Here is a 25,118-nt window from a genome sequence, read left to right on the forward strand (position 1 = left end):
ACTTAACCTTCTCGAGAATCAAGCGCCGTCAGACGCTGTTGAATAAACTGTTGTGACTGAGAGGAAATCTGCCCCATCAGCAAAGCTTGTTTATAGGCATCGCGAGCCTTGCCTACCTGCGAGCTACGCTCCAGAGCTATCCCCAGCCCCATCCACCAGCGACCGTCATAAGGTTGCTCTTTCACCAACTGCTGGTAACTACTCATTGCCATTTCGTTATTATTAAGCTGCTGGGCCAATGCCCCACGCATCGCCAAATAACCACTATGGCTTTCAACCGGCAACCGACTAAGAACATTAAGAGCAGCCTGCGGCTGGGATTCATTAGCCAGTAACTTAGCCATGGTCAGACGCAAATCCGGTTGCTCAGCATCAAGCATCAGCCCCTGCTGCAAAGCTGATATGGCCTGTCGGGTCTCCCCCCGGCCATAATAGAGTGCCGACAGCTTCTGCCGAGCTTTTACCCATTCCGGTTGATATTTCAGTGCCGACTCAAGATAGCCAATAGCTTTACGGCTATCGCCAGCCTCCCAGGCTTTCTGAGCTTTTTTGTATTCAACATTGGCAAGTTGCCCGGCATCAAGTTCAACCGTTTCAATTGTTAATCCCCCTCCCTCAGCAATTGCTTCAGGCTGATTCTCAACGTGTTTTAATTCACTGCTGTTTTGCTTTGGCAACTTGGACTCAAATGTTTTTTTACCCAATGCTTCTTGGGACGGTACTTTTTGCACTAAGACCGCTTGCTTTCCTTTACTGATCTCAGCATTTACTTTTGAAACTGAAGACGTCACATCCAAGGTATTTGGCTTAATCGTTTTTGCCGGCTTTTGAAGTTCCGTCGTTTTGGCGATAACCTTCGCTTTCGGCGCACTCTTAGGCTTAACTGGCACAGGCTCATTCTTGACCTGGGGAACCGACTCTTCTACCAGAGGAGCAGACTTTGCACTCACACTGGCTACTGGAGGTGGCTGTTTTTGTTCGCTAGCTTGTTCAGCTGTTTTTTCATATCCAGCCAGAACAGTGTTTTCCTCTGAAAACTCGGCCTTAGCCTGACGGTGGGAACCCAACCACCAACCGGTACCGCCGGCAAATACCGCGATGCACAAACCAGCCACCGCCCAACGAGGAGCAGGGTTCTTAGGGACGGGTCTAACCGTTGCAGCCTGTAACTGCACAGCAGTACTGCGGGGTTGATTCTGGCTCAATGCATTGAGCTTTTTATTAATTTCACTCATGCTCAATGCCATCCCCAAAGTACAGGGAACGTCCACTTTGGCTGACGAGCCCCCAAAGTATCTTTTATTGCCATCAAGACTTCTTCACGACCTACTAATTGAGAGTTATTACTGCATGCAGCAATTAATGCCTTATGGCAAAGCTGGTTGATCAACCGCGGTATCCCCTGACTGGCTCTCCAAATTTCACGATATTGCCCCAACTCAAACAAAGTCTGACGACAGCCGGCACCATTAAGTCGAAATTCGATATAAGAAATGGTTTCAGCCAGATCCAACGGACGTAAACTGGCTCGAAAAGTGATGCGCTGGCGAAACTGCCGCATATGATATTGCTCCAAACGCTGATCCAGCTCTGGCTGACCCAATAGCACAACATGCAGTAATTTCTCTTGCTCGGTTTCCAAATTGCCAAGTAGCCGAATCACCTCCAATGCGTCATCCGATAAAGCCTGTGCTTCATCGAGTAACACCACGACCGAACGGCCCTTGCCTTTGCGCTCTATCAGCGCCTGGTGCAAATGCTCCGTCAGGGTGGTGTTATCACCATCTGCCTGAATATTCAGTTCCCTAGAGAGTGCCAGCCGTAACTCATGACCATTCGCTGCTGGTGTCGGCAAAAAAGCCAAGTCAAAATGTTCCGGCAGCTGGTTTATCAACATTCGGCACACCAACGTCTTACCCGTTCCGACCTCACCGGAGATCTGAATGATCCCCTCTCCCATACCCAATGCCGCTAACGTGGTATGGATCGCTTCCAGGTGCGGGGGCAACGCATGAAACAGCGAAGTATTCGGAGTAAGGGAAAAAGGCAGCTCACTAAGGCCAAAATGCGTCTGGTACATAATTAGCCCTCTTCCGGGAACCATTCCGTTACCAGCGTACGAGAACGTTCAATCTCTTTTTGCCAGGTCTGCTCTCCAACCACCGTAGGCTTAAGCAGGATCACCAGCTCAGTTTTAGTCTGCAACTTATTTACATTACGGAACAGGTGGCCCAGCATCGGAATATCGCCGAGCAAAGGTACTTTTGACACCTGATCGTTAGTCGATGACTTCATCAGGCCGCCGATCACCACCACATCACCGGTACGGGCATGGATCACCGAATCCGACTCACGAACCGAGCTTTTAGCCAACGGCAGCTTATAAGTACCGAAGGTTTGCCCCAGCTCAATATCCCTGACTTCCGTTACCACATCGACCACAGCAGGATGAACATGCAGTAGTACACCACCTTCATCATCAATTTGCGGCGTCACATCAAGGGAAATACCCGAGAAAAACGGCGTTAATTCGACTTCGGGAGCCGCAACACCGTTATCGCTGTTGACCTCACCACCTGAGACTTTGGTGACAAAATACTGATCGCCACCAACCTTGATCACCGCTTTCTGGTTATTGGCAGCAGTCACCCGCGGGCTGGACAACACATTCAGATCGCCCTGGGTATCGAGGAAACTCAGCACGGTTTTGAAATTACTGTCAGAGATAGTGATATTGGTCTGCCCGCCAAGCAGATCCGAAATCGCATCGCCTCCCGGCAGGGTGTTACTAACACTGCTTCGGCCGAAATTGATTGTGGTACCACCAATGGTCTTAGTGATATCACTCCAGTTAATGCCCTGCTGGTAACCGTCACTTAAGGTTACTTCCATAATCTTGGCTTCAAGTACAACCTGGCGCTTTAGACGCTTTTGGGAAATCCCCAGGAACTCCTTCACTTCGCGCAGCTCGTTCGGATACGCCCGTACAGAGATCAAGCTGGCTTGCGGCGACACCACAATACTGCGCCCCTGACCGCTACCAATCATGGCCTGCACCGCTTTTTCCAATTGCTGCCAGAAATCACTTTCCGATGTTGTTTCAATCAGCGTCCCGCCGGTCGCCGTACTTGAAGAGCGACCACTATTATTCTGCGAATTATTCTCGCTGCTGTCGGTATTACTGCTGTTACTGCCAGATGAACTCGAATCACTATCGGAAATAGAGCCAGTTGTTAAAGAGGTCAATGAAAGGCCGCGACGCTTCAGCTGTAAGTAATCAACCGGGATCACCTCGGTACGCAATGTCGCTGGGAAAACCTGAATAATATTGCCTTTACGGGTGGCGTTATAACCGTAGATATCAGATACCACCTCAAGCACTTCATCGAGTGTTACATCACGCAAAGTCAGGGAGATACGGCCTTTTACTTCAGGGTGAATCACCATATTGAAAGGTGTCCCCTTAACTAAGCTACCGAAAAAAGCACGAGCATCGACATTACGGGCATTAACTCGAAAACGCTTTTCAAACGCCGAGTGGGACGCATAATCGGAGCCTTCAAGAGTCGGCATCAGATCAGCACTTACCGCTGGAGGCAGATCCTGCAACGGCCGACTGCTTGCCTCGTTAGTCGCCTCATTCAGCGCACCTTTGACCTCGACGGGATCACGGTGTCCCATATTTGTTGAGCATCCGGCCAAAGACGCAATAATTATCCCTACAATTAATCCACGCATGCTAACCACTTACTTATTTTTTTAATTTGTTTTTACGATGTCGGCAAATAGCTCCAAGCGCCACTTTTTACCACCGCGTGTTACTGTGACATGATCATCCTGAATATCAGTCAGGGTATAACCACTTACCCGCCCGCCAAGCTCAACAGGTATATTATTTAAAATAACCGTACAACTGGTGCCCTCACCACAAACGATCCCTTGCAACTCAGGTAGCCTCACCTTCGTGGTCGTATGTTTTTTTACCGGCACCTGCCAACCCAAAGGTGCCGTCGGATCCTGGGCTGCCTCAGCATACCCCATCAACATCCCAAGCATTGCCACTGCAATAAAACCAGACTTAACCACCAATGAAATCCTTACTCTCGCCTAATGTATAAACGTCCAGCTGAATATCAGCCCAAGGATACTGATCCACTTGGTAATTCAAGCTACGCCAGTAATATTTCACCGGTAATGCCTCCAACTGTTCCAGGTAGCTGACAACATCAAAATAACGGCCACGTAATTTCAGCTGTACCGGATGGATAAAATAGCCTTCATCGTTTCCGCTGATCAGCTGCACCGACGGCTGGGACGCCAAAGAAACCAGCTTCAGTCGCTCAGAGCGCTGCAACACTTGCTCCATCAGCCCCGACATCTGCAAAGGAGTCACCAGGCTGCCAACCCGCCCTTCTAACTGCTCATCAAGCGCAGCATTCTTTTGTTCCAGCTGGCGAATTTTGTGATCAACATGACTATCAGGATCTGCTTTTAACTTACGCTCAGTCAGAATAAGTTGATTACTGTTAGACGTAATCTCATTAGCTACAGAGAACATCTTTCGTTTCATCGATGCCAATGTGTTCATCTGCGGCTCAACAAACACCACAAAGCCGACAAACAACAAGGCAATCCATCCGGAAACGAGGATCAACCACTGCTCACGGCGAGTTAGCAAATCAAACCGGTCGCTTAACTTCTGCCAACCATCCATCATTGCTCCTCTTTCACCGCACTTCGCTCAGCATATAGTTTGAACGTTACAATATTCTGTTTATTCCGCCCTAGCGTCATCAGCTCAAAACGCCGATCTGACAAGTACGAATAGTTCTTAAATGCCTGCAGCCAACTAGGCACCGATTCTGGGCTCCGAGCCAATCCTTCTAAATTCAGCTGACTACCACTAACTCGGATGTGATTAATAGAAATATCGCCGCTCGCCGCATCGGAAAGCTGTTGTAACATTCCGGCATAGCCCACTTTCAGGCTATCATCATGCATCTCAATGGCTTTAAGGGTGGCTTTTTTTGCAGCCAGGTGCTGTTCCAAATCACCTGCCAGCTCAACCTTCAACGGACTCGGAATATGTTTCGCAAGCGCTGCCTTGGCACGCTCCAGTTCCGCCTTTTTGCTATCAAGGCGCTGCTGCTCAGCGGCCAACTGTTGTTGTTGCTGATAATTTTGCCACTGATACCACCCGGAAATAGAGCCCATCACTACAATGATTAAAACCCAGCTAAGCACCACATTCTGAAGCGTCATCCATTGTATTTGCGGCTTGAGGGCATCACTATAAAAGTTAATCCCAACATCTTCTGGCGATTGCAAAGCCGCGTGGGCGATACGAGAACTATTGCTCTCGAGCCCCGGGGAAGCCACTGTCACAGCGGAAACCGCCACGCTTAATCGAAGAGACAGTTCACTTGCCAGCGCACTATCATCATCATCGTCACAAGAAATCAGTAGCTGGGTGATCGGCGCATCACGTAACTGGGCACTTAAAAAATCCAGAGAACGCTGCAATTCCAGGGCTAGGCTGTCGAGTTGCAGGCTGCTACTTGTATCTTCTGCTTTCAGGCCATCCAGCAAAGGCACAGGAAAACCACGTAACTGACGCTGAAAGCACATTTCTTGTTGCTTGAAAGCCGTCAATTGCAAATTGGAATTGCGACGTCGGTGTAAAATCAACTGGCTACGCGAAGGTGCAGCCAACTGCCCCCATACCACTTCTTCAGCCGAAATCGACAACACTTCACATCCGGCATCTGAACAGTCATGAATGAGCTGCTCGACCTGCTTGCGATTAGCCACAAAAACCTGCAAGCGATCTTTCAAAGGTGCAGGAAAACCGTCAGCAACCAAATCCAGAGGGGATTCATTAACCAGGTCTTTGACCAAAAAAGGCAATGCCGTCGGATATTCCTCACGAGGCAACTCCGGCTTTTCGATAAGCATACTCTGGTAAAGCCCATGCCCCAGCACCAGGCGCAATACACTCCCAGCCAACTGATGCTTATCAAGCAAAGATTTGATCTCTTTACCCCATTCGCCAGTTGTCGAAACAGCCACCTCATCAGTGATCCATTCCTGATCCGATTCAAAAGCCACAGTGACGGAATTGGCAAATACGGCAATGCTGGCAGTTTTTTTCCGGCTCTTGCTTTTTAAATAATTACCAAACAAGTAGTTACACCTCACTGAACCCTGTACTACCAAAAAACAGACGACCTATCGGTAATAAAGGTTCAAACAACCAGTAAGCGTCAATAATTTGACCATTATAACTAGGTTTTATTGAGAAACTAATTCTTTTTAGCTACGTATATTATTTTTTAGAGATTGTATTTCGGCTAGATAACGCCCTATTGATACTAAGCTCAACAGGCATTTCAGCAGCAAAATACCTCCCTTGCCCACCTTGAATACCGAGCTGTTTAAGCACCCGCCACTCTTTCTCGTTTTCAACACCGACCGCTATTACCTGCGCATCAGAATCAGCGCAGGCTCCCAGCATGCTACGGACGAAAAGTTGATTTTCCTGACGCTGGTTAATCTCACGCACCAAGCCGCGATGCAGCTTGATATAATCCGCCTTGATGTCTTTAATGTAATGAGTACTGACAATGGTCCTGCCCGCCTGATCGACCACTAGCTTACATCCAAGTCCAACTAGCATTCTGGCGACCGGTCGCATGGCATCAAGGTGCTTGACCAACCCACCTTCAGACACTTCAAAAAACAGACGATTAAGCACCGTACGCGGCGTTTGCAACAGCTCATCACGCAGCCAGCGAACAAACTGTTTTTCCAAAAGTGCCTCAACACTGACATTAACCGACAAAGAATCATTCACCGGACGATGCCTCAACTGCTCGAGCGCACGGGCAACCACCAGTTTGTCCATACGGGCACTGAACCCCACTTGCTCCACAGCCGTCAAAAAGCGTGAGGCTTTAATCAAAATCCCATTTTCATCTTTAATCCGCGACAGCAGTTCACGATGAATAACAGTCTCGCCATCCAACGCCAATGCGGGTTGTTGATAAAGGAGCGGGCCTCCGCTGTTAAATATCGCATCCAGCAACGTACGCCAACGCACGCTACCGCGCGCATCTTCATACTGCTGATCTTTCTTGAACGCATACCAGCTATTGGTTCCCTGGAGCTGAGCACTGCGCAAAGCCATATCTGCTTCATCCATGATCCGCCCCCGTCGCTCACCGCTGGAGCAGAATGTCACACCGATATGACACCAGTTATCCGGTTGTAACGGTGGCGATGGCACAAGCCTGTCCAACGCTTTCATCAGCACGTTAGTAAACTGCTTGACCTCCTTGACGGGCTGCTGTGACAACAAGATCGCAAATTCAGCATCAAAATAGCGTGAAAGCACCGTATCCGGATACCGCTGGATCAGATTCGACAAGACCCCGCCGACATCCTGGATCAATTCGTCAGCGACTTCCTTACCTTTTTCAGCCAGCAGCTCATCCCAATCAGAAACCCGGATCAAGATCACCGCACCATGGGTTTCCTGATCTTGCACCATTGATTGCAAGCGGCTGTCAAACAACACCCGGTTGGCCGCCCCGGTAAGCTGATCGAGAAAAGTGTGGGTACGAATAAAAGTATCAAACCTACTTCGCTCCTGACGGGCATCCTTTAGCTCAGCAATCATCTGATCCAACGCTAAACTTGCTGTTGCCGGCCACTCCTGCTCATCGCCAACGGCGTTGTCATCCACTTTCCCAGCTAAGATCAGCCTCCCCCTGTGTTCTAGCAACTCCGAACCATACAGCTGCTGGCGCAACCAATTCATTCCCCAGACCAGGCCCATAATAATGATCGCAACGGCAAAACTGATCGAAGACATCGCGCCTATCGAATACGTGAATTCGGTATAGGGGGGAATCGACTTTAGATTGATATAAAAACCGGGATTATGACTCAGCGTATAGTGGCTCTGATGGAGAATATTTGGGTCATTAACCTGCTGGAGCCCCTTAAATGAATAGATCACCCCAGCCGGAGTACCAACCTCCAGCTCCACTACATTGCTGGCCTTAAGCAACTTGGGTAACCAGCGCGACAAAGATTGCGCTCCCTGAGGGTCTGCCAGCTCAAGGTCTATAACTTCAACAACGCCATCAAGATAATGAGTCAGGTAGTCCTGCCCCAATTTGCGAAAACTAATGGCTCCGCCAATGAAAATAACAAAAATAGCACTAATAACAATGAGGGTAACGAAGGCAACCAGACGGTTAGTTAATTTCATGCCTGAGGCTTTTCTCATAGCGATCCGATAATTACTGATTATTGATATCGAGACTGGCCAGAAATAAGCTCAGCCCAAGAAAAACGGAGGATCCGCATGAGGGAAAATATCACTCAACAAGCCATGATGACAGTATTCAGCGTATTTATTTAATAATTTGTTAACGACTTCAAATTCGACTATTTTGCCAATCTTTTCGGCGCCAGCCGACCTACTCCCCATTCTGTTTGTTATTATCGACATAACGGTTTCAGTAACAGCCTGTGGATTAAACAAATATATGGATTGGATCACCTGTACCACCAGCTTTGTCACTGTTGTCGAACAGGGCTCGCTGGCCCAGGCGGCAACAAAGCTCAACACATCAAGCTCAGCCCTGTCAAAGCGGCTATCCTGGCTTGAAAAACAACTGGGTGTACAACTATTAAAACGCACTACCCGCAGCCTGACTGTGACTGATGCCGGTAAACTGTTTTACCAGCGCAGTACCCGACTGCTGGACGATTGGCATCAAATACTGGCCGAAACAACCTCTACTTATGGCGAGGTCAGCGGCGTATTGCGGATCGGCGCACCACTGGCTACCGGTAGCCGACTGTTAGTGCATTATCTGGCTGAATTTATCGAAACCTATCCCAAAATCCAGGTAGAGCTCCATACCATCACACCAGGACAGTTACCTGACCTCAATTTGGATGTTTTCATTAGCCGGGAGCTGACCGACTTCAACTCATCAAGTTATATCGCCACCCGGCTATTTAACTTTCAACCCGGCTTCTATGCAGCTCCGGCCTACCTCGAAGGTAAACCTCAAATAGAGACCCCCGAACAGCTAGCCCAACATAATTGCCTGCTGTTCGGTACTCATGGGCATGAACAAGAACATGTGTTCGAAAATAACTTGCATTTGCGCTTGCGCGGCAATTTTACCACCCAGAACCCCGAAGCCCTCGTGGCCGCTGCCGTTGCCGGAATGGGGATCATCCTGACCGGGGAAAACACCGTAAAACGAGAGCTCAGTAAAGGGGTGCTGGTCCCGGTTCTACCAGGCTTGAAACAACCAGTAAGCTCAGCCTATGCCTACTACCCCAAACTAGACTTCAACCATGTCAAAACCAAGCTATTCATTGACTTCATCAAAGCAAAAGCTAATCCGACTTAATACTGACAACTATTTTCCAGGCAACAAAAAAGCAGCGACAGGCGCTGCTTTCTTATTGTCTTTCATCAACATTCGTTAAAACGTTCGTTAATTAAAACGGAATGTCATCATCGAAATCCATTGGTGGCTCATTGTACTGCTGCTGTGGCTGCTGAGGTGCAGACTGCTGCGGAGCTGACTGTTGCTGCGGCGCAAAATTCTGCTGAGGCGCTGCTGCAGGCTGCTGAGGCTGACCCCAACCACCTTGCTGCTGACCACCCATTGGTGCGCCCATACCTTGACCGCCCCCCTGACGACCGCCAAGCATTTGCATCGTACCGTTGAAGCCCTGTACCACAACTTCTGTGGTATAGCGGTCCTGACCGTTCTGGTCTTGCCACTTACGAGTCTGCAACTGACCTTCAATGTAAACCTGTGAACCTTTGCGCAGGTACTCACCTGCCACTTCAGCTAGCTTGCCAAACAGAGCAACACGATGCCATTCTGTTTTCTCGCGCTGTTCACCGGTGTTTTTATCGCGCCATGACTCAGAGGTAGCCACGGTAATATTTGCTACTGCACCACCGTTCGGCATATAACGGATTTCTGGGTCATTACCTAAGTTACCGACTAAGATAACCTTATTTACGCCACGACTGGCCATAGTTCACTCCAGATAAGGTAGCGGTACTTCTTTATTTCACAAGTACCGCTACTCAAAGTTTATACTTAATCGCGCAGTCTATCATGGTTTCCCCCTGAGGGAACAGGGCTGAAACTGTGTTATCCAACGCAAATACTCCCCTGTTCTGCTGAGTGTCTGTCCCATAATCAGAAACCTGAAACAGCTTTTTCGCCCTTACCCAAGGCCACAAAAAAGCTCAACAAACACACAAAACACTGTATCTTTATACAGGTCACACTTTCAAGCATTTCCTGGCTATGCAATAATGGCTGTCCAATAATTTGTCAGTCAATAAGCTCACACACTATGGATAAAATCGAAGTCAGGGGCGCTCGAACCCACAACCTCAAGAACATCAACCTTACCATCCCCCGTGACAAGCTAATCGTAATCACAGGCCTATCTGGCTCTGGTAAATCTTCCCTGGCCTTCGATACCCTCTATGCCGAAGGGCAACGACGTTACGTCGAATCCCTTTCGGCCTACGCCCGTCAGTTCCTTTCCTTAATGGAAAAACCGGATGTCGACCACATCGAAGGGCTTTCTCCGGCTATTTCGATTGAACAAAAATCGACATCCCACAATCCACGTTCTACCGTCGGCACTATCACCGAAGTGTATGACTACCTGCGCCTGCTCTATGCCCGTGTAGGGGAGCCTCGCTGTCCGACCCACAATGTCGAACTGGCCGCCCAGACAGTAAGTCAAATGGTCGACAAAGTGCTCGGGTTACCGGAAGGCAGCAAGATGATGCTGCTGGCTCCCATCATCAAAGAACGTAAAGGCGAGCATGTCAAAACTCTGGCCAACCTGGCGGCACAGGGCTACATCCGTGCCCGAATTGACGGGGAAGTCTGTGATCTGTCTGATCCACCGACACTGGAACTCCATAAAAAACACACTATCGAAGTCGTCGTTGACCGCTTCAAAGTCAGAGATGATCTCCAGCAACGACTGGCCGAATCGTTCGAAACGGCCCTGGAGCTATCCGGCGGCAATGTTGTTATCAGCCCGATAACTCAAAACGAGCACGACGAGCTGGTGTTCTCAGCCAACTTCGCCTGCCCGCACTGTGGCTACAGCATGGAAGAGCTGGAGCCCCGACTGTTTTCATTCAACAACCCGGCCGGAGCCTGCGGTACCTGTGACGGCTTAGGCGTACAGCAGTATTTTGATCCAGACCGGGTAGTCCAAAATGGTGAATTAAGCCTTGCTGGCGGAGCCATCCGCGGCTGGGACAGACGCAACTTCTATTACTTCCAGATGCTCTCGTCACTGGCAGAACACTATGACTTTGATGTCGAGGCACCGTTTGACTCGCTATCGAAAAAAGTCCAGAACGTAATCCTCAGCGGCTCAGGCAAAACCAATATTGAATTCAAGTACATCAATGACCGCGGCGATATTACTGTCCGCCGTCACCCTTTCGAGGGGATCCTGAACAATATGGAGCGCCGCTACCGCGAAACTGAATCCAACTCAGTACGTGAGGAGCTGGCGAAATATGTGTCAACCAAATCATGCAGTAGCTGCCACGGTTCACGACTTCGCCTTGAAGCCCGCCATGTCTTCATCGCCAATACGACGCTGCCGCAGATCAGCGAAATGAGCATTATCGAAGCACTGAAGTTCTTCGACCAACTGACACTCATTGGCCAGCGGGCGCAGATCGCAGAAAAGATCCTCAAGGAGATCCGTGATCGTCTCAACTTTTTGGTCAACGTCGGCCTGAACTACCTGAACCTCTCACGCAGTGCTGAAACTCTTTCAGGAGGTGAAGCGCAGCGGATCCGCCTGGCTAGCCAGATCGGTGCAGGTCTGGTCGGTGTTATGTATGTACTGGACGAACCCTCTATAGGGCTCCACCAGCGTGATAACGAACGACTACTGAAAACCCTGACTCACCTTCGGGATCTCGGTAACACCGTTCTGGTCGTTGAACACGACGAAGATGCCATCCGTACCGCCGATCACGTAATTGATATCGGTCCGGGTGCCGGTGTTCACGGCGGTAAAGTCATTGCCGAAGGATCGCTGGATAAAATCCTCGAAATACCGGAGTCGCTGACGGGCCAATACCTCAGTGGCGTCAAGTCCATCACAGTACCCCAACAACGGATTGAGATCGATCCCGAAAAGACGATTAAACTGCTTGGAGCTACCGGTAATAACCTGAAGAATGTCGATGTCGAAATTCCGGTCGGTCTATTTACCTGTATCACAGGTGTCTCGGGCTCAGGTAAGTCGACCCTGATCAACGACACCTTTTTCCGTATTGCCCACCACCACCTCAATGGTGCGACGGCCACCGATGCGGCCCCGTACCGCGAAATTCAGGATCTGGAGCATTGCGATAAAGTCATTGATATCGATCAGAGCCCAATAGGCCGAACACCGCGTTCCAACCCGGCAACCTATACCGGCATTTTCACTCCGATCCGGGAGTTGTTTGCCGGTACTCAGGAATCCCGATCCCGGGGCTACAAGCCTGGGCGCTTCAGCTTCAATGTCAAAGGAGGCCGCTGCGAGGCCTGCCAGGGCGACGGGGTGATAAAAGTCGAAATGCACTTCCTGCCGGATGTCTATGTACCTTGTGACGCCTGTAAAGGAAAACGTTATAACCGTGAAACCCTGGAAATCCGTTACAAAGGCAAAACCATCGATGAAGTACTGCAACTGACTGTAGAAGATGCGAGGGAATTTTTTGACCCAGTTCCCGCTATTGCAAGAAAACTGCAGACATTAATCGATGTCGGCTTATCGTATATCCGCTTGGGCCAAGCCGCGACCACCCTGTCCGGTGGTGAGGCACAGCGTGTGAAACTTGCCCGCGAGCTATCCAAGCGCGATACCGGAAAGACATTATATATTTTGGATGAACCGACTACCGGCTTACATTTCCATGACATTCAGCAGTTATTGTCGGTCCTGCATCGCCTGCGTGACCATGGCAATACCATTGTAGTTATTGAGCATAACTTAGATGTTATCAAGACCGCTGACTGGATCATTGACCTCGGTCCCGAAGGAGGAAATGGTGGTGGAGAGATCATCGCCTCTGGCACACCCGAGCAGGTGGCCTTAGTCGATGGCTCTCACACGGCACGCTTCCTCAAGCCGTTGCTGCCAACAACAAAGTGAAACTTTCATAAGGTATAAACTCGATTTTTGGCCGGGAGACCGGCCTGAATATTATCGAACGTTCAGAGAAACAATCACGGAACCACCATGACAGTGTTATACGTACAAGGCACCAAGCTGGAAGAAAAGAAGAAGATAAGCAAACCTATGGTTAAGCCCTTCCTCATATCTCTGGGCTTGCTCTTCCTGCTGGCAATGCATTATTTCCAGCATAATCCGGGCGGCTCTGGACTGGAGCTATCGTTCAACGTCATGAGCTGGATCCCATTCAGCTTTGCCATTGCCTTTGGATTACTGGAAATTTGTCGCCAGCAAACCTGGCGCTACTCACGCCTGACCCTGCTCTTTCTTGTCAGCTGTATCCTGCTGACGATCCCCGTATTTTACCCTGAAGCAGAAGGGGAAAGCGTCACTAACCGACTGTTAGGACTCTGGGCTGGCCTGCTATTTTTCATCAGCCTGCAGCAATTCTCATTTACTGTAAAGCAACGCCAGCGAATGCTGTGGTTGATCCTGCTCGCCGTCTGGCTCCAGAGTCTGTTCGGCTGGTATCAATTCCTGCTCATGGAGCCAGGTAACCCTATCGGCTATGACACTATCGAAAATCGGCCTTACGGTATTTTCCAGCAGCCGAATGTTATGGCGAGCTTCCTCGCTACCGGATTGGTTCTCTCGGCTTACCTGTTGGCACGAATCCCGATGTACCGTGGGAAATGGTCATGGCTGCAGCTTGTCACCCTGCTTACCCCTGTAGTAACAATACCCATACTGGTTGTGCTGAGCTCCCGTACCGGCTGGCTGGGTGCCGCTATCGGTATCTTACTGATGATCCCGTACCTGCGCCGCTTTGCCGCCAAGGCGCAATGTCGAATGTGGCTACTGATGGTACTCCTTGGCCTGAGTGCGTCCTGGAACCTAAGCAGCACAACAGGCTGGGCCCCGAAAGAAGAACGGCTCAGCGTTAAAAGTACAAGATCCATTCATATTCCCCAGGCATTCAGAATGTATATGAAAGAGCCGTTAGCCGGTTATGGCTACGGCACTTTCGAATCCGCTTATCTGACCCAGACAGCCAAATGGCACAAGATTGATCCTGAGCAGCCTTATGGCATGCCTTCACTGGATCACCCCCACAATGAATTAGCCTACTGGGCCGCAGAAGGGGGCACTATTCCGCTCATCGGCCTGCTGCTGGCAGCCGCCGCCGTACTGGTCAAGGTTAGAAAAGCCCGCGCAGGAACCCAACTGGCACTGGTTGGCTTGTTTTTCCCTATCACCTTACATACTCAGCTGGAATACCCTTTCTATCACTCACTGGTGCATTGGGTCAGCTTTATTATCCTGATTTACTGGGTCGATAACCTGTCAGCCAAATATTACAAACTGCAAGTCAACTTTGCCCGCTATGCACGACTACTGGTTCTGCTGCTTCCACTGACAGTCTCCGGGTTCATGGCAACAACCCTCTACTCGGGCTATCTGCTGACAAAATATGAAACAACCCTGCCAGTGAATATCGACTACCTCCAGCAGGTTAATAACCCTTGGGCTTGGAAGGATCGCTTTGAATGGGATCTGCACCTGACGCAACTCCAACTAGGAACGGCGACCGACAACCCTGAGTTGATCAACGAATATATTCACTGGGCAACCCTAAAGGCAGCCAGCTGGCCACGTCCGGCGCTCTATCAAAACCTAATTGCAGCCTATCAAGCGCTCGACCAAGAGCAAAAAGCTGACCAGATAAGACAAGAAGCCGACTTCCTGTTTCCCGGCACGCACTTTAACCTTCAGGAGGCAAGTGTTCATGCCTCCGCGAAAGAAACCGCTCCCCAACGAGTTACCCAGTGAGCAAAAACGCCAACAAAAGCAAAACGGCTACCACCAGGTAGCCGTTTTTAATTCTATTTTTCAGCAGTAAAATCACACTTACTTCAGTGTCGTTTCTAGCGCCTTGAGACACAACGCCACATTTTCGCTTCTGGCGGCATACCCCATCAAACCGATACGCCATGCCTTACCTGCAAGCGTCCCAAGCCCGGCCCCAATTTCCAGATTATAACGTTCCAGTAAAGTCTGGCGGATCAAGGCATCGTCAACCCCATCTGGAATATACACAGCGTTAAGCTGCGGCAGACGACAAGCTTCATCCACAACAAACTCAATCCCGAGTTTTTCTAATCCTTCGCGTAATTCCAGATGCGCATCCCGATGGCGTTGCCAGGCCTTTTCCAAGCCTTCATTCTGCAACAGCACCAAGGCCTCATGCAGAGCATACAAGCTGTTAACCGGTGCGGTATGATGGTAGCTACGCTTACCCTCACCGCTCCAATACCCAAGCACCAAACTTTGATCAAGGAACCAGCTCTGCACCGGGGTCTTACGGTTTTGGATCTTATCGACTGCTCGCTGGGAAAACGTCAATGGCGACAGGCCGGGAACACAAGACAAACACTTCTGGCTCCCCGAATACACAGCATCCAACTGCCATTCATCCACCAGCAAAGGCACACCACCCAATGATGTAACCGCATCGACAATCGTCAGACAATCATACCGCCGAGCCAGCTCAGAAAGCACCTTGGCATCACTCAAAGCCCCGGTTGATGTTTCGGCATGCACAAAAGCGACAATTTTTGCATCTGGGTTGGCCTGCAACGCTTGCTCAACCAATTGTGGGTCAACCGGCTCACCCCACGCGTTATCCACCATCACGGCTTTACCGCCACAGCGCTCTACATTCTCGCGCATCCGATCACCGAACACCCCGTTACGGCAAACAATAACCTTATCACCCGGCTCAACCAAATTAACAAAACACGCTTCCATACCGGCACTGCCCGGAGCCGAAACAGCTATCGTAAATGTGTTCTTAGTCTGGAAGGCATACTGGAGCAACTGCTTAAGCTCATCCATCATGCCGATAAACTTAGGGTCAAGATGACCGATTGTCGGGCGGCTCAGCGCCTGAAGTACTTGCGGATAAATATCTGACGGACCGGGGCCCATTAATGTTCTCTGTGGTGGATAAAAACTACCGATTGTCATTATTGTATCTCCCTGAGTAAGAGGTCGGTGATTCCCTTAGGTGTTCTGGTAGGGCGGGAATGCGCCATCTTGCAGTACTCCCTATATCAAATAGCTCTGCATTTAGATGTTTACGCAACTTAACAGTATCAAAGGATTTCCCTTCTTACGCAAGAAGTGTCATTACTAATAACAGCTCTATTGCAATTACTTTGCATAAATTTCCACATCCCCATTGACAATGCCATAACAAATCCGCTTCAATGAAGAACGTTTTTTGTTCAGCTGGATGTTTTATTTAGCATCGAGGAAAAAACAGAAGAGGAGCGTTACCCAGGTATCTATGGTTGCGGGGCCCCACCCCAATGCACTCTAGAGAGGGGGAGTAACGCCGAGGTATCTTATGACAGGGGGCATACGATATCGGCCTTGTAAGGTTGAATCCTTCAGGCTGTCACCTTTCTTAATGCAGTAAAAAGAAAGGTGGAGGGCTTCTGGTTGTTGTATCTAACTACATATTACCGTTCTGCTCTCCTGACATTACGTCGGGATTTTGGTCCCGAGTCACCTCCTCTGTATAAGATTTTCTATTATTTTATTGGGAGACTCGTTTTGAGCTTTGTTGACAATAATTCTGCCGTTCCTCCACCAATTACCGTAGCGAAGTTTGGCGGTACCAGTGTAGCCGATCATGCCGCCATGAGTCGTAGCGCAACAATCATCAAGGAAAACCCATCAGCAAAAGTAGTCCTGATCAGTGCGTGCTCCGGCGTTACCAACCTGCTGGTTGAGTTAGCTAATGGAATTGCCGATAACGAGCAGCGCTCGCAACGGCTACAGCAACTTCGTACGATCCACCAAAATATTCTTGATAATCTGGCCAAGCCAGATGCGGTATCAGCAGACATTGACCAGCTGATTGACAATATCGCGGTACTATCCGAACAAGCCGCCAAAGCACCGTCTGCACAACTGACAGACCAGCTGGTTTCACACGGTGAATTACTATCAACTTTCCTTTTCACCCAAATTCTCAACGAAATGGGGGCAAATTCGCTGCGTTTTGATATTCGCCAAGTTATGCGTACCGACAGTCAATTTGGCAAGGCAGTACCTAACACAAATGATATCCACCAGCTAACTGCAACCTACCTTCAGCCACAGCTGATTAAAGATCAAATTATTGTTTCCCAGGGCTTCATTGGTGCTGATAGCGAAGGTAAGACAACCACACTTGGTCGCGGAGGCAGTGACTACAGTGCCGCACTAGTCGCAGAAGCCATAGATGCAGACACTTTGGAAATCTGGACGGATGTTCCGGGCATGTATACAACCGACCCTCGGCTGGCTACTGCGGCGAAACCAATTCAGGAGATCAGCTTCAGCGAAGCGTCCGAAATGGCAAATTTCGGGGCCAAAATTTTGCACCCATCAACCCTACTTCCGGCTTTACGCCAACAAATCCCAGTTTTTATCGGCTCATCCAAAGCCCCTGAGCAAGGCGGGACGTGGATCCGAGAAACCGTCGAAGACGCCCCGCTTTATCGAGCGCTGGCCTTACGCTGCAACCAGACGATGGTCACCCTGACCAGCCTGAATATGTTCCATGCCTACGGTTTCCTGGCTGAAGTCTTTCGTATTCTGGCCGAATATAAGATCTCGATTGATTTGATCACCACTTCAGAAGTCAGTGTCTCACTCACTTTGGATCAAACCGATACCGGAGGTGGCGCGCCGACATTACCTACCGGCGCGATTGAAGAGTTGAGCAAGCTATGCCGTGTCGAAGTTGAACAGGATTTATGCCTGGTTGCTCTAATTGGCAACCAAATGAGTAATACCAAGGGCTCAGCCAAGCAAGTTTTCGGAGCGCTGGAAAACTATAATCTTCGTATGATCTGCTATGGTGCCAGCCCGCACAATCTGTGCTTTCTGGTTAAGACAGCCGACTCCAAAACCGTAGTCAAAACACTTCACCGCGAACTGTTCGAATAAAACGGCATCCGAAAGTAGGAGAGAAAAAAGGCGCTGTTTAAGCGCCTTTTTCTATCTGTTATAAATTCTGTTATCAGTTATAAATTCGGCCCCAGCCACTTCTCAGCTTCGATCAAATCCCAACCTTTGCGCCTGGCATAACTATCACGTTGATCAGCCTGGATCTGTGCCACGGCAAAATAACGCGATTCCGGGTGAGAGAAATACCATCCGGAAACAGCCGCTCCCGGCCACATCGCATAGCTCTCAGTCAATGTCATCCCGGTATTGGCTTCTACATCCAACAACGACCAAATCTCTCCCTTTTCGGTATGCTCAGGACAAGCGGGATACCCGGGTGCGGGACGAATTCCCTGATACTTTTCCCGTATCAAATCCTCATTTCCTAAGGATTCCTCTGGTGCATAACCCCAGATCTCTTTACGGACCATCTCGTGCATACATTCAGCAAAAGCTTCAGCCAACCTATCGGCTACCGCCTGGATCATAATAGCACTGTAATCATCACCTTTTTTCTTGAATTGCTCAGCCAGCTCCGCTTCTCCGATACCTCCGGTCACCGCAAACGCTCCAACCCAATCCATCTTACCGCTCTCTTTTGGAGCGACATAATCTGACAAACAGTAGTTAGCTCCTTTCAGTTTTCGAGTCTGCTGCCGCAATCCTCTCAGTACGGTTTTCACCTCAGTTCGGGATTCATCGGTATAGATCTCAATATCATCCCCAATATTATTGGCAGGAAACAAGCCGCATACGCCATTAGCCCTGATGATACCGGTTTGCTCAATCTCATCCAGCATGTTATTCGCATCTTCAAACAACTGACGCGCTTCTGCTCCGACAAGCTCATGCTCTAAGATCGCAGGATATTTGCCACTGAGAGACCAGGTCATAAAGAATGGCGTCCAGTCGATATAGCTTCGCAGCATGGCTACAGGGAAATCCTTGAAGGTATGTACCCCGCCTTTTACCGGCTCTGGTGGAGTATAAGCCGCCCAATCAATGTCTACCTTATTGGCTCTCGCCTCCTCCAAAGAAATCGGTGCTGTTCGCGGCTTCTTACGCGCATGCTGCTCTCGTACAACATCATATTCCCTATCAAGACGATCAACAAAATCAGGCCTTTGTTCATCAGAAAGCAGAGCTGAGCATACACCAACCGCACGAGAAGCATTAGACACATAAACGACCGGCGAATGATAGTTTTCTTCAATCTTCACGGCTGTATGTGCCTTTGATGTAGTTGCCCCACCAATCAACAATGGAATATCAAATCCCTGCCGTTCCATCTCTTTCGCAACATGCACCATTTCATCAAGCGACGGGGTGATCAAACCGCTAAGGCCAATGATGTCGACATTTTCTTCCTTCGCAACTTTCAATATTTTGTCGCAAGGCACCATCACACCTAAATCGATAATTTCATAGTTATTACACTGCAGTACAACCCCGACAATGTTTTTACCAATGTCATGAACATCGCCTTTTACTGTCGCCAACAATATTTTTCCGTTCGAGGTTCCAGCTTGCTTCTCTGCATTGATAAAGGGCTCCAGGTAAGCGACCGCTTGTTTCATCACTCGCGCCGATTTCACCACCTGCGGCAGGAACATCTTGCCTTCACTAAATAAATCTCCCACCACATTCATTCCGACCATCAAAGGACCTTCAATGACTTCAAGTGGTTTACTCGCTTTCTGGCGGGCTTCTTCAGTATCTTCAACGATGAACTCCGTGATCCCCTTGACCAGGGCATGTTCCAGGCGCTTTTCAACTACCCAGCCACGCCATTCTTGCGTTGTACGATCATCTTCAGCAGTACCGCTATCACGGTACTTACCCGAAATATCCAGTAATCGTTCCGTACTGTCCAGACGACGGTTCAAAACAACATCTTCAACAGCATCACGCAGCTCATCAGGCAAATCATCATAGATTGCCAGCTGGCCGGCATTAACAATCCCCATATCCATCCCGTTCTTGAAACAGTGATACAAGAACACGGCATGGATCGCTTCACGGACCGGATTATTCCCCCTAAATGAGAAAGAGACATTAGAAACACCACCGGAGACCATGGCATGAGGCAGAGTTCGCTTGATATCTCCTACTGCCTCGATGAAGTCTACAGCGTAGTTATTATGCTCTTCGATACCGGTAGCCACGGCAAAAATGTTCGGATCGAAAATGATATCTTCTGGCGGGAAGCCTACCTCATCAACCAAAATACGATAGGCATTGGTACAAATTTCAATTTTACGCTCACGGGTATCGGCCTGCCCAACTTCATCGAATGCCATGACAATCATCGCCGCCCCATAGCGTCGAATCAATTTCGCTTGCTCAACAAACTTCTCCTTGCCTTCCTTGAGCGAAATCGAGTTGACGATCGGTTTTCCCTGCACACATTTCAGGCCAGCTTCCAGCACTTCCCATTTGGATGAGTCGACCATGATCGGTACTTTAGAAATCTCAGGCTCAGTTGCACACAAATTAAGGAAACGAACCATCGCCGCCTCGGCATCAAGCATCCCTTCATCCATATTAATATCAATGATCTGAGCGCCCGCTTCTACCTGTTGACGTGCCACCTCCAACGCCTCATCATAAAGCTCTTCTTTGATAAGACGCTTAAAACGGGCAGAACCAGTAACATTGGTTCGTTCACCAACATTGATAAACAAAGTATCTGCATCAATTATTAAAGGCTCCAAACCAGAAAGACGGCAAGCAACGAAAATATCCGGTAATTGACGAGGTGCGATCTCACGGGTGACTTTTGCCATTTGGCGAATATGCTCGGGCGTCGTACCACAACAGCCGCCGACCATATTCAAAAAACCACTTTGTGCCCATTCCCTGATATGTTCAGCCATCTCATCAGGTTCAAGATCGTATTCACCAAACGCATTTGGCAGACCAGCATTAGGGTGTGCAGACACAGCACATTCGGAAATACGGGCCAGCTCTTCAACATACTGACGCAACTCATCAGGGCCAAGAGCACAGTTCAAGCCAAAAGATATCGGCTTAACATGACGTAACGAATTATAGAAAGCTTCCGTAGTCTGGCCGGACAGGGTTCGCCCCGAAGCATCGGTAATGGTACCGGAGATCATTACCGGTAGTTCTATACCCAGCTCTTCAAACACACTATCGACGGCAAAAGCACAGGCCTTAGCATTTAGAGTATCAAAAATAGTTTCAATCAAGATGATATCAGCCCCGCCACGGATAAGGGCTCGGGTCGATTCTGAGTATGCTTCGACTAATTGATCAAACGTGACATTTCGAAAGCCTGGATCATTAACATCTGGAGAAATGGAGCAAGTCCGATTTGTCGGACCAAGCACCCCCGCAACAAAACGCGGTTTGTCCGGCGTTTTCGCTGTCCACTCATCAGCCGCCTGGCGGGCTAAGCGTGCGGCTTCAAGGTTGATTTCGGCACTAAGACTTTCCATGTCATAGTCGGCCATTGCAATGGTGGTCGCATTAAATGTGTTGGTTTCAAGGATATCTGCTCCGGCTTCAAGGTAGGCGCCATGAATATCCTTAATCAGCTGCGGCTGGGTCAGCACCAGCAGATCATTATTTCCTTTAAGGTCTGTATGCCAATCAGCAAAACGCCCCCCCCGATAGTCATCTTCTTCCAGTTTATATCCCTGGATCATGGTGCCCATGCCACCATCGATGATCAGGATCTGATCTTTTAACCGCTGTTCTAGTAATTCCTTGCCCTTCAACACCACACAATATCCCTTCTATAATGTTACAGCTAAGTAACATCCTATCATAGCCAACATGGAATTCTAGACGTCTAAAGCTCTTTTGCTTTATTCCAGGACACCGCGAATAGGGAAAACTTTTTATAGCTATCCCCACGTGATGGATTTATATTCTTTCACAATTTCACCCATTACTTTTAACCATATCGAGGTTAACGCATGTCGGTCTACAGTACCCTCTGCTTCCTTGCAGCTGCTGCAATGATAATTGCATTTATAAACAGCAAAATAGGAAAAATGCAGACCACCATCGCCATCACCGCCGGAGCATTAATACTATCTTTGGGGATTGTCATTGCCGGTCAAAATGGCTGGTTTCACCTTGAAGCTATCGCAGCCGAGCAACTTGGCGAAATCAATTTTGAAAATTTTTTGCTTAAAGGGATTTTAGGCTTCTTGCTCTTCGCTGGCGGCTTAGGGATCAAACTCCCTCACCTCGAAGATCAAAAATGGGAAATCACCGTGCTGGCTTTAGCCGCGACCCTTTTTTCCACCTTCTTTATCGGTTTTTCCCTTTGGGGGCTTTGCCAGCTGATCGGAATTGAATTTGATCTCATCTACTGCCTGCTCTTCGGCTCCCTGATTTCTCCAACAGATCCAATCGCGGTTCTGGCTATCGTCAAAAAACTCGATGCTCCTCGCCGGATTTCAACTCAAATAGAAGGGGAATCACTGTTTAACGATGGCTTCGGTCTGGTTATTTTCGTCACTCTGTTCACTATCGCTTTCGGAAACGAGGCACCAACTGTAATTGGGGTCGGCCAACTATTCCTCCAGGAAGCTATCGGGGGCATTGCTTACGGCTTCTTACTTGGCCTGTTATTCCATTACCTTATCAGTTCAACCGATGATCACTCGATGGAGCTACTACTCACAATCGGCATACCAACGGCAGGCTATGCCTTCGCAGATCTGATCCATGTATCCGGCCCTCTGGCTATGGTAGTTTCCGGGATCATGATTGGTAACTGGACTCGCTATATCGGCTTTTCCAAAGAAAGTGAAGACCACCTGGACCACTTCTGGGAGTTGGTCGATGAGTTCCTCAATGGCGTACTCTTTCTGCTAATCGGTATGAGCATGCTGCAATTCAGTTTCCACCAGGAAGACTGGCAGCTAATGGCAATCGCTGTGCCTCTAGTGCTGCTTAGCCGCTACCTGAGTATCAAACTCTCTTACATTGGCTTCCAGCGCTACCGTGACTACAACCCGCTGTCAGTCAAAATACTCACTTGGGGCGGTCTGCGAGGAGGTTTAGCCCTAGCAATGGCAATGGCAATTCCTGCTGGTATCATCGTTATTCCAGACAAGAACATAGATGTCAGGGAAATCATCCTGGTGATGACTTATGCCGTCGTCGTTTTCTCTATCCTGATCCAAGGCTCGACAATCACCCCGCTAATCCATAAAGCCAAAGTTTGGGAAGCAGAGAATAGCTAAGAGCCTGCCTATCCGAATCGCTTTCATCCAATAAAAAAGACCTGACGATGCAGGTCTTTTTTATTACACCATAGAATGTCACTCTTCCTTGGTAAAATTCTCTTCCGAAAAGTGCTCCAAATCATATGGCGTCTGCTGATAAACACAGTAGTTAAGCCAATTGGAAAACAACAAATGGCCATGGCTTCGCCAACTGGCTCTTGGCGCATTTTTTGGATTATTCTCAGGGTAGTAGTTTACTGGAAGACTAGGTTCCATCCCCTCACCCACATCACGGATATATTCATTGTGCAACGTATCAACATCGTATTCGGGATGACCAGTAACAAATACATTGCGCTTATCTTTCGTCGCAGCCAGATAAACACCAGCCTGTTCTGAGGTAGCAAGAATATCCAAGTCAGTATTTTCAGCTAAGTATTCCGGTGAGAAATCAGCATAGCGGGAGTGTGGTGCAAGAAATGAATCATCAAACCCACGCAGTATCGGGTGAAAGCAATTGAGGCTCTGATGAAAATAAATACCTGACAGCTTTTCTTTCCGGGTTCGCTTTGGCAAGTCATATAACAGCTTCAACCCTGCCTGGGCTGCCCAGCATACAAACATCGTTGAAGTAACATGTTCCTTTGCCCAGTTCATGATTGCCTGGATCTCTTCCCAGTACAGAACATCCTCAAACTGAACCAGCCCTAATGGCGCACCAGTCACTATCAAGCCATCAAAGTTACGCTCTTTGACCATTTCAAACTGGCGGTAAAAAGTATCAAGGTGTTCGGTTGGCGTATTTTTAGTTGGCCGGTTATCAATACGTAACAGCTCAACATCAACTTGTAGTGGACTATTGGAGAGTAACCGCAAGAACTGAGTTTCCGTTTCAATTTTCTTTGGCATCAAATTTAACAACAACACTTTCAACGGACGTATTTCCTGACTGACGGCGCGTGCTTCCGACATCACAAAGATATTTTCTCGACGTAAAATATCAGTTGCTGGTAATTGATCAGGAATTTTTATCGGCATAGAGGTTTACTCCTTAAACGTTATACCGAACGAAACACCCACATCATTGAATGCTGTAAAGCCACTAGGGTGTTTAGACGTCCAGATTTCCAAATAAAACTTATATAAATTTAGTCTAAGGCGCAAGTGAAAGAGTGTAAAAAGAATTGCAGATAGTATGAGGATAGTGAGAAAAACTAATGATAATAATTTGATAGGACAAAAACGAGAAAACCCAGCCAAAGGCTGGGTTTTGAAAGAGTGTTCAGCAATGACCTACTCTCACATGGGGAGACCCCACACTACCATCGGCGCTACAACGTTTCACTTCTGAGTTCGGCATGGGATCAGGTGGGACCATTGTGCTATTGTCGCTGAACGAATTAGTGGTGCTAGTACCCAGATTTGAACTGGGGACCTCACCCTTACCAAGGGTGCGCTCTACCAACTGAGCTATACCAGCACGCAATTCTGCGTATAAACAAAGTCTTACTTATTCTGCTTTGTTTATTTTTGCTTTCATCTTTTTCTAAAAAAGATGAAAACCTAAATCAAGCCTGGCGATGTCCTACTCTCACATGGGGAGGCCCCACACTACCATCGGCGCTACTGCGTTTCACTTCTGAGTTC

At 48.7% G+C, this 25,118-nt stretch carries 16 protein-coding genes, 1 tRNA gene, 1 rRNA gene and 1 riboswitch; of the genes, 5 read left to right on the top strand and 13 right to left on the bottom strand.

All coding sequences use genetic code 11. The features are described from left to right. Window positions 1-2: 2 nt before the first annotated feature. The 7 genes from Q0852_RS14845 to csrD all read right to left on the bottom strand — a co-directional run bounded on the left by Q0852_RS14845 (window position 3) and on the right by csrD (window position 8,293). Entirely contained in the window at window positions 3-1,235 is a 1,233-nt protein-coding gene (locus Q0852_RS14845) for a tetratricopeptide repeat protein (protein ID WP_299019241.1), read from the bottom strand. A gap of 2 nt (window positions 1,236-1,237) precedes the next feature. Next, a complete protein-coding gene (locus Q0852_RS14850; RefSeq protein ID WP_299019243.1) occupies window positions 1,238-2,080 on the bottom strand; it encodes an AAA family ATPase in 843 nt (280 codons plus the stop codon). A gap of 2 nt (window positions 2,081-2,082) precedes the next feature. Then, window positions 2,083-3,738 carry a pilus (MSHA type) biogenesis protein MshL gene (gene mshL, locus Q0852_RS14855; protein ID WP_299019245.1) on the bottom strand — a complete coding sequence of 552 codons (1,656 nt, stop codon included), beginning with the start codon at window positions 3,736-3,738 and terminating at the stop codon, window positions 2,083-2,085. Between the two features lie 21 nt (window positions 3,739-3,759). After that, window positions 3,760-4,086 carry an MSHA biogenesis protein MshK gene (locus tag Q0852_RS14860; protein WP_299019247.1) on the bottom strand — a complete coding sequence of 109 codons (327 nt, stop codon included), beginning with the start codon at window positions 4,084-4,086 and terminating at the stop codon, window positions 3,760-3,762. Continuing rightward, complete coding sequence (locus tag Q0852_RS14865) at window positions 4,079-4,717, bottom strand: MSHA biogenesis protein MshJ (protein WP_299019249.1); 639 nt, start codon at window positions 4,715-4,717, stop codon at window positions 4,079-4,081. The genes Q0852_RS14860 and Q0852_RS14865 overlap by 8 nt, the downstream gene beginning before the upstream one ends. Beyond that, window positions 4,714-6,183 carry a PilN domain-containing protein gene (locus Q0852_RS14870; protein WP_299019250.1) on the bottom strand — a complete coding sequence of 490 codons (1,470 nt, stop codon included), beginning with the start codon at window positions 6,181-6,183 and terminating at the stop codon, window positions 4,714-4,716. The genes Q0852_RS14865 and Q0852_RS14870 overlap by 4 nt, the downstream gene beginning before the upstream one ends. Before the next feature lie 142 nt (window positions 6,184-6,325). Then, window positions 6,326-8,293 carry an RNase E specificity factor CsrD gene (csrD, locus tag Q0852_RS14875; RefSeq protein ID WP_299019251.1) on the bottom strand — a complete coding sequence of 656 codons (1,968 nt, stop codon included), beginning with the start codon at window positions 8,291-8,293 and terminating at the stop codon, window positions 6,326-6,328. A gap of 262 nt (window positions 8,294-8,555) precedes the next feature. Between csrD and Q0852_RS14880 the strand changes: the two genes are divergently transcribed. Beyond that, entirely contained in the window at window positions 8,556-9,437 is an 882-nt protein-coding gene (locus Q0852_RS14880; protein ID WP_299019253.1) for a LysR family transcriptional regulator, read from the top strand. A gap of 91 nt (window positions 9,438-9,528) precedes the next feature. Here the strand turns inward: Q0852_RS14880 and Q0852_RS14885 are convergent, their stop codons facing one another. Continuing rightward, the gene (locus Q0852_RS14885) at window positions 9,529-10,080 is read right to left on the bottom strand and encodes a single-stranded DNA-binding protein (protein ID WP_299019255.1); all 552 of its coding nucleotides are present in this window, start codon (window positions 10,078-10,080) and stop codon (window positions 9,529-9,531) included. 327 nt (window positions 10,081-10,407) lie between these two features. Between Q0852_RS14885 and uvrA the strand changes: the two genes are divergently transcribed. Beyond that, on the top strand, window positions 10,408-13,242 hold the full coding sequence (gene uvrA / locus Q0852_RS14890) for an excinuclease ABC subunit UvrA (RefSeq protein ID WP_299019257.1): 2,835 nt from the start codon (window positions 10,408-10,410) through the stop codon (window positions 13,240-13,242). An 87-nt stretch (window positions 13,243-13,329) separates the two neighbouring features. Beyond that, window positions 13,330-15,093, top strand: a complete 1,764-nt coding sequence (locus tag Q0852_RS14895) for a PglL family O-oligosaccharyltransferase (RefSeq protein WP_299019258.1) — start codon at window positions 13,330-13,332, stop codon at window positions 15,091-15,093. A 78-nt stretch (window positions 15,094-15,171) separates the two neighbouring features. On the opposite strand, the gene Q0852_RS14900 is transcribed toward Q0852_RS14895, so the two are convergent. Beyond that, window positions 15,172-16,290 (bottom strand): alanine--glyoxylate aminotransferase family protein, encoded by a 1,119-nt coding sequence (locus Q0852_RS14900; protein ID WP_299019260.1) that lies wholly within the window; start codon window positions 16,288-16,290, stop codon window positions 15,172-15,174. A 290-nt stretch (window positions 16,291-16,580) separates the two neighbouring features. Further along, a riboswitch (Lysine riboswitch) is annotated at window positions 16,581-16,771 on the top strand. Between the two features lie 110 nt (window positions 16,772-16,881). On the opposite strand from Q0852_RS14900, the gene lysC reads away from it, so the two are divergent. Then, on the top strand, window positions 16,882-18,264 hold the full coding sequence (gene lysC / locus Q0852_RS14905) for a lysine-sensitive aspartokinase 3 (protein ID WP_299019262.1): 1,383 nt from the start codon (window positions 16,882-16,884) through the stop codon (window positions 18,262-18,264). A gap of 77 nt (window positions 18,265-18,341) precedes the next feature. Here lysC and metH read toward each other — a convergent pair whose 3' ends face one another. Continuing rightward, window positions 18,342-22,013: a methionine synthase gene (metH, locus tag Q0852_RS14910; RefSeq protein ID WP_299019264.1), complete on the bottom strand. Its 3,672-nt coding sequence runs from the start codon at window positions 22,011-22,013 to the stop codon at window positions 18,342-18,344. 195 nt (window positions 22,014-22,208) lie between these two features. Between metH and Q0852_RS14915 the strand changes: the two genes are divergently transcribed. Beyond that, the gene (locus Q0852_RS14915) at window positions 22,209-23,489 is read left to right on the top strand and encodes a sodium:proton antiporter (RefSeq protein ID WP_299019266.1); all 1,281 of its coding nucleotides are present in this window, start codon (window positions 22,209-22,211) and stop codon (window positions 23,487-23,489) included. A gap of 78 nt (window positions 23,490-23,567) precedes the next feature. Here Q0852_RS14915 and metA read toward each other — a convergent pair whose 3' ends face one another. The 3 genes from metA to Q0852_RS14930 all read right to left on the bottom strand — a co-directional run bounded on the left by metA (window position 23,568) and on the right by Q0852_RS14930 (window position 24,951). After that, window positions 23,568-24,509, bottom strand: coding sequence for a homoserine O-succinyltransferase (gene metA / locus Q0852_RS14920; RefSeq protein WP_299019268.1), 942 nt, complete (start codon window positions 24,507-24,509; stop codon window positions 23,568-23,570). Window positions 24,510-24,751: 242 nt separating this feature from the next. Further along, a 5S ribosomal RNA gene (rrf, locus tag Q0852_RS14925) occupies window positions 24,752-24,867 on the bottom strand. Window positions 24,868-24,875: 8 nt separating this feature from the next. Then, a tRNA-Thr gene (locus Q0852_RS14930) sits at window positions 24,876-24,951 on the bottom strand. Between the last annotated feature and the right edge of the window lie 167 nt (window positions 24,952-25,118).

The organism is uncultured Photobacterium sp. (assembly GCF_947502415.1).
In the GTDB taxonomy this organism is placed as follows: Bacteria; Pseudomonadota; Gammaproteobacteria; order Enterobacterales; family Vibrionaceae; genus Photobacterium.